A 6,593-nucleotide genomic window follows, 5' to 3' on the forward strand; every position below is an offset into this window, starting at 1 on the left:
GTTCAGGCAAAATACTGTTGCATCAGGCTATCAAACAATTGTTGCGTTTTGTCAAGTGCTTGTTGAACGGCTGCCTTTGATTTGTCGATTTGGTTATAAAAATCCACAAATTGTTCTTGTAGATCAATAGGAGGCAATGAAAAAGACAATCTTTTTATGATAGTAAGATTCAATCCGTCCATAATTGCACCTTTACTTTGCTTTTGAAGTTGGGTCCGAATTACTGGGTGTATCTGAAATGCACACGATAGAAAATACGGATTTGCTTGATCTCTATCCAGAGTTATACAGGCTAGATGTTTCGTATTGATAGCTCTTGGTATGTTTCTAGGAATAACTGCCGATCTGCCTACAGTACCCATGATCGTAATAATAACATCGTCGGGATTCACAGTATACCGCTTTAACTGCTGATATTTTTCCTCTGTAATATATCGCATTCGATTATATGAAAATTTATTCTCAACAGCATTATCAATCCCAAGGACAAAAATTCCAGAGTCCACAAATTCATCGTGAAGGAGGGCACTTCCAAAAGGCCCTGTCCTCATATCAGTAGAAATGTCCATAATTTTCTTTTCTGGCCAATCTTCCATGACATCTTTTTTTACAAACATCTCGACAAATCGGGCTTTTACTAGATCGTCTAGCTTCTGAAGTTGTGACTTATACAGGATAATAATTTGCCTAAGCCTGTCTAAGGTTGCAATCTTCATGTCTTGTTCCGCCAACGAGGGAAGCGGAATAGGGTATCCCTGCAAATATGATTTTGGCACTCGTTTTTGACCTGCGCTTCCAGTCATATTTTTTTCGCAGTTAAGCCTAAATAACTTTTCGATGGTAAAATAATAAATCCATGAGCTTCGGACTAAGTCCTGATTGGGCCTCAATACATGGAATTCTGTGCTTCCATAACCGATTCCATTATGCAATCCCGATGCGATCGCACCCTTTCCATTCTCCATACATGGAGTGATTTTTGCCATTAGAATGTCACCATCAACGAATGCTGTGAATCCTTTACATACCTCTTTTATTGATCGAATATCTGACGTATCGATATCACCCTGATCAGAAACCCTCTGCATTGGTATGAATGAAACATTCATATCTAAATCCTCAGGAGTTCTCTTCGGATTTATTTCGCAAATATCACCAAGCTTAACTCTCATCATTTCAATAAATTTGAGTCTTACAAACTAAGCAACTTATTCAACACGTCCAGCTCAGAGCTGATTTGCGCATTCAATTTGTGGATATCAGCCATAATCTCAGAAGTCGGCGGATATTTGACGGGAACGTAATTGGTCTTCTTGTATTTATTGATGCTCAAGTCATATTCATGATCAACGATTTCTTTCTTCGGAACGAAGAAGCTCTGCTCGGCACGCTCGCGGGATTCCTCTGCGTCCGGATTATTGAAGCGGGTGATGAGATCGGGAATGTCGTTTTGCGCGATCGGACTGCGCTTGTCATCAAGGCTGAAGCCATCGGCCCTCATATCGTAGAACCAGACCTTATCCGTACCTCCGGCATTGGTCTTCGTAAAAATCAGGATTGCCGTCGATACGCCGGCGTAGGGTCTGAAAACCCCGGAAGGCATGGAAATTATCGCCTGGAGTTGCTGATTTTCGACAAGCTCCTTGCGCAGGGCCTTGTGAGCTTTGCTGCTGCCAAACAGTACGCCATCGGGCACAATAGAAGCACAACGGCCACCGACGGCAAGCATTTTCGTAAAGAGAGTCATGAACAAGAGTTCCGTCTTGCTGGTCTTGCAGAGGGCGAGCAGATCCTTGTTTATTTCTTCTTGGAACACGCTACCTTTAAAAGGAGGATTGGCCATAATGAGCGTATAGGCCCCCCGCTCTGTATTTTCGCCGGAAAGAGAGTCCTGATACCTGATATTCGGATCTTCTACTCCGTGAAGCATCATGTTCATGGCTCCGATGCGCAGCATTGATTGGTCCGTATCGAAACCAGAGAACAAACTGGTCTTAAAATTCGCCATGTGTTCCGTTTTCATCAGTTCCCTGCTCTGGTGGGAACTGATATAGACTGCGCTTTCCAACAGAAACCCGGCGCTGCCCATGGCCGGGTCGAGGATTTTATCCTTCAGGGTAGGCTTCATCAGTTGCACGATCATGGAGATGATATGCCTGGGGGTGCGGAACTGTCCGTTGTCTCCGGCGGAGGCAATCTTGCTCAACAGGTACTCATAGACATCACCCATGATATCCTTGTCGTTCATGTCCAGAGAATCAATATCACCAACGACCTTCGAGAGAACCCTGGCTGTGGGAATCAGAAACACCGCATCTTTCATATAACGGCTGAATGCAGTATCTTTGCCTTCTCCGATTGTCTTGATGAAGGGGAACACATAAGTCTGGATATTAACCAGCATTTCACCCGGCTCAAAGTTATGGAACACGTTCCAGCGAAGATTTCTGTACTCCGTCTCAATAAGCGGATTTTCACTGATAACGCATACACCATCCTTAAAGACCTTGTTGGTCAATGGCACGCCCAGAATATTGGCATTCGCCTCTGCCTTGAGTTGGTTATCGTCCAGCAGCTTCATGAACATCAAGTAGGTTATCTGTTCGAGAACCGTAATCGGACTGGTAATGCCTCCTGTCCAGATAGTGAGCCAAATGGTATCAACCTTGCTTTTGAGTTCGCCAGTAATCATGATATAAAAATTTTGTTCCCTACAGATCAATGCTCACACATCAAATTCATCAGGTAGTACTTGCCGGGAATCTATCCTATTATATGGAGCTTGGCAAAAGAAAGTGCCTAGATATCGAAGTATTGGGTGAGGGGCAGTAAAACAAATACAGCTTCAAAGAGACACTCTAGACTATCCCGTGTTGAGAACATGACAGATAAAATAAAACCTCCCGCCAGAGTCTTTCTTGTGGAAAAACTCTGGAAGAAGATTGTGCTTTTACTAATTTTGTTATCTTTTGCACCATCCGGAACATTCCTTCCTGTACTGGCACCACGAGCATTGCATCCCGGGCTGTGGATGGAAACGTTCGGTGGTGATGCCTTCGTAGGCGATCCTGTACAGGTCGGCGATACGTTGCTTGCGCTGATCGTCAGCGGGTGGAATCTTGACTCGGATCACTTGCGGCGTCTTCGTCTTGACCATGTAGATCAGATCCAGTGATGGAGGAGAGTCTCCCGTGGCTTCTTCGATCATCATTTGGTAGGTGACCAGCTGAAGCGCGTGATCAAAGGCGGCATGCCCGTTGTCAGGTTTGGCGGCAGTGGATTTGTAGTCGACTGCCGTCAGGTCGTGCTGAACAAGATCAATGACGCCTCGCACGGGAACCGGCAGGCCGGGGATGGTAGCTGACAAACCTACTTCCACTCCCAGAGGCATTTGTGAAGAAACCTCGTCGGAACTCATGTAAGCCTTGATTGTGTTCCAGGCGCAGGAACGTACCTTCTGTCTCGTCTCTTCGTCGATGTAGTCCACGGGGCCTTCTGTCTTCTCCAGTTCCAAGAAGTGGGTGGAGAAGGCTTCTGTCATGGCCGTTTCTCCGTAATCCTCTCCTCGCCATCGGGCGAGGTTGAAGGACTGGAGTGTGGCGTGGATGGCCTTGCCGATATGCAGGGCGACTGTCGTCGGCTTCCGTATCTGCGCTACCCTCTCGAAGAAAAAACGCAGGGAACACGACAAGTAAGATTTGACCGACGAAGGAGACAGGTAGTCCGGACGTATGTCAGAGGAAGGAGAAGTCTCGGGAGGAAACTTCTTCGCCAATGCCATAGGTGGGTTCAGGGAGTATGAACGTATTGGCCGGGTTGCATGAGCGATCATGGTCAGTACGGGTTGGAGTTGCCGGCATAGGCCGTAGCGGGACGGCGGGTGTAGTTGTTCCTGCCTGATGCCGAACGTTTGGATGACGAGCCAGAGCGATTCATCAGCTCGTCGATCAGCCCGGAGGCTTCCATGCGGTTGAGCATGGCAACGGACTTGTTGAATCTCCGGGAAGCCAGTTCGTTCAGGGCAGAATCATCCAGCCCGGATTTCCCGGCCAGTTCCAGGATGAGCGACTGTTGCTTTTCCGAGCACTTCCATGCGGGAACAGTTTCAGCAGAGCTCTCAGGAACGCTTGCAGGAGGCGTTTGCCTCACGGATGATGTGGATGCCGTCTGCGAACTGAAAGCCCCGGGAACAGACGTTTGAGCAGCTTGTGTACCGTAATGCTCGTCGGGTACGAACCCGACCTGCTGGATCTGGGCGTCTACGGCCGCCTGAAGGGAGCCGTAGAGTCGTTCCGTTTCGAATGGCAACTCTGATGTGTTGCTGATTTCCGTTTCGATGGAGACTTCGAACTGATGGGAGGAATACCCCGGCAGGCCGAGGCGTTTGCTGTAGTTGGCGATGAGTTTGATAGCCATGATGGTTGTTCTTTCCTTGTTGATGGGTGGATACAGAAAAACCGCCGTGTCCCGGGATGGGAGCATGACGGCTTTTCGAAGTATGACAGGCAGGTAAGTACCTGTGTCTGGTATATATGACCGTGAAAGAAAGGTTATTTCAAAAGAGAAGGTTTCATATCCCGTTGCCCCGGGAAAGTAGACATGACTCTGTCGTACCCGGAACCATGAATCGTAGCAGCTGTCTTGGTCAGCTGATGCCAGTAGGAAGATCGCATGAACAGTATTTTATGACTGAGCTAAAAGAAAAGCAACACTCCCGGCACAGAGGCTGCGCCGGGAGTGTTGCTGAGTGATCAGTATATCAGAATGTGATCTCTAATGTACTCGTCAGAGTTTACGATGTCGTCTAACTTGCAGCTCAAAACTCCTATATAGGCAGCAGATAATGCTAATAGGACACCCAGCACCCACACAGTGATTTTCGCACTGCGAGGCCACGGTTGTTTGATTTCTTTCATGATATTTCCTTTCGTTGAATTTATTTTTTCAAAATAATTACCCCGGAAATCGTGCTGATTTCCGGGGTAATTGCTATATGGGAAATGGCCTGTCACAATGAATGGTAATGCCGCCTGTGATAACACCGATTATAAACAATAATACAATTAGTAGAATCGCGACACGGAACCAGTCAGCCAAGGACATGTCTTTGAGCTTCATCTTCATAATAAAGAATCCCCTTTCGTTGAGTTGTTCAAAAATCACCACCTGCTGAAGCCGTTCTTCAGCAGGTGGTTGTGATTGATTCATTTTTTGACTGGATACTTATCCGACCATATATGTCGATAAGTATCTGCCAGTCCGAGTTTGCGATATAAAACCTCTTGCTGCCTGAAATATTCTTCTGTTGGAAATGGAGGATCAGTACAATTCAGATTTACCTCAATACCCAAATTACATATATCGTTCTTTTCTTTCAGCTCGACGTTTGCGTTTGCCAATTCGTCTGTAATTTGTTCCAGCTTGATGTTACGATGAGCCGTCTCTCCCGTGCAGGCAAAAACGGCACAGAACGCCACACCCAGAACCCATACTGTAATCTTTGCACTGAGGGGCCATTTATTCATTGTATCTTTCCTTTCTACAGATTGGTTTCTAAAATCAACACCCCGGCACAGAGGCTCTGTGCCGGGGTGTCGGTATTAATTCATTTTTTGACTGGATACTTATCCGACCATATATGTCGGTAAGTACCTGCCAGGCCGAGTGTACGGAACCGATCCTCCTGCCGCCTGATATATTCTTCTGTCGGATGTGTAGGATCAGAGGTATTTAGCTCTGGATCGAAAACCCAATTGATTATATCATTCTCTTTTTTCAGCTCGATATTTGCACTCAAGAGTTCAGATGCTACTTGCTCTTGCTTGATATTGTGATGCGCCATCTTGCTCCAACAGGCGAAGCTGGCAAGGAGCAAGATACCCAGCACCCACACAGTGATCCTGGCACTCCGGGGCCAGCGATTTGATTTGTCCTTCATGATATTTCCTTTCGTTGAGTTGTTCAGAAAATCAATCCCCTGGTTCTTATGTAAAAAACCGGGGATAAAGGTTATGTTGTGGGCTCCAACGCAGGATATTCAAAATCAATTTTATGTAAATCAGGAATATCCTCTAGCGCTGGATCATCAAGATCAGGCATAATGATAGGAACATCTTTCTCTTTTGGTGCTTCTAGCGGAAAGTGGAGAGTACTGTAATCAGGCCACTTCTGATATGGACCATACCATTGCGTAATAGCAACAATGTTAACTGCAGCAGAAGCAGCGATAATAACGCTCAGCACCCACACCGTCACCCTGGCACTCTGGGGCCACGGTTGTCTGATTGATTTGTCTTTCATCTAAATGAACTAATGTTCCTAACGTTGTTGTTCCTTAAGTTTATTCAACAGATATTTTGCTTCCCCGTTTCCCAAATTGGCAGCTTTATTGTACCACTCGGCCGACTTATCAAGGTCCTTGGCAACTCCATCACCCGTTTCATAACAGTAGCCAAGATTAATTTGCGCTCTGGTAAATCCTTGCTCGGCTGCTTTCATGAGCCAGGTCACGGCGGATTTACGATCGCCGATACTTTGAAAAGTATTCGCTATTTCAAATTGAGCTTCCGGATCTCCCAGGGTTGCGGCCCTGG

The 6,593-nt window shown here is 46.5% G+C and carries 9 protein-coding genes; all 9 read right to left on the reverse strand.

Going from position 1 to position 6,593, the window contains the following annotated elements; genetic code table 11:
* Nucleotides 1-2 precede the first annotated feature (2 nt).
* Nucleotides 3-1,175, reverse strand: a complete 1,173-nt coding sequence (locus QSJ36_RS06270) for a restriction endonuclease subunit S (protein ID WP_285467716.1) — start codon at nucleotides 1,173-1,175, stop codon at nucleotides 3-5.
* A 17-nt stretch (nucleotides 1,176-1,192) separates the two neighbouring features.
* Nucleotides 1,193-2,692: a class I SAM-dependent DNA methyltransferase gene (locus QSJ36_RS06275; RefSeq protein WP_285467717.1), complete on the reverse strand. Its 1,500-nt coding sequence runs from the start codon at nucleotides 2,690-2,692 to the stop codon at nucleotides 1,193-1,195.
* Between the two features lie 270 nt (nucleotides 2,693-2,962).
* Nucleotides 2,963-3,832, reverse strand: a complete 870-nt coding sequence (locus tag QSJ36_RS06280) for a PD-(D/E)XK nuclease family protein (RefSeq protein ID WP_285467719.1) — start codon at nucleotides 3,830-3,832, stop codon at nucleotides 2,963-2,965.
* A gap of 2 nt (nucleotides 3,833-3,834) precedes the next feature.
* On the reverse strand, nucleotides 3,835-4,416 hold the full coding sequence (locus QSJ36_RS06285) for a hypothetical protein (protein ID WP_285467721.1): 582 nt from the start codon (nucleotides 4,414-4,416) through the stop codon (nucleotides 3,835-3,837).
* A 573-nt stretch (nucleotides 4,417-4,989) separates the two neighbouring features.
* Nucleotides 4,990-5,208, reverse strand: coding sequence for a hypothetical protein (locus QSJ36_RS06290; protein ID WP_285467722.1), 219 nt, complete (start codon nucleotides 5,206-5,208; stop codon nucleotides 4,990-4,992).
* Nucleotides 5,205-5,525, reverse strand: coding sequence for a hypothetical protein (locus QSJ36_RS06295; RefSeq protein WP_285467724.1), 321 nt, complete (start codon nucleotides 5,523-5,525; stop codon nucleotides 5,205-5,207). Before QSJ36_RS06295 ends, QSJ36_RS06290 begins: the two co-directional genes overlap by 4 nt.
* An 80-nt stretch (nucleotides 5,526-5,605) precedes the next feature.
* Nucleotides 5,606-5,938, reverse strand: coding sequence for a hypothetical protein (locus tag QSJ36_RS06300; protein WP_285467726.1), 333 nt, complete (start codon nucleotides 5,936-5,938; stop codon nucleotides 5,606-5,608).
* Between the two features lie 71 nt (nucleotides 5,939-6,009).
* The gene (locus QSJ36_RS06305; protein WP_285467728.1) at nucleotides 6,010-6,300 is read right to left on the reverse strand and encodes a hypothetical protein; all 291 of its coding nucleotides are present in this window, start codon (nucleotides 6,298-6,300) and stop codon (nucleotides 6,010-6,012) included.
* A gap of 18 nt (nucleotides 6,301-6,318) precedes the next feature.
* On the reverse strand, nucleotides 6,319-6,593 hold a 275-nt coding region (locus tag QSJ36_RS06310), incomplete at its 5' end, for a tetratricopeptide repeat protein (protein WP_285467729.1).

It is taken from the genome of Akkermansia sp. NBRC 115031, assembly GCF_030268505.1.
GTDB lineage: Bacteria > Verrucomicrobiota > Verrucomicrobiia > Verrucomicrobiales > Akkermansiaceae > Akkermansia > Akkermansia massiliensis.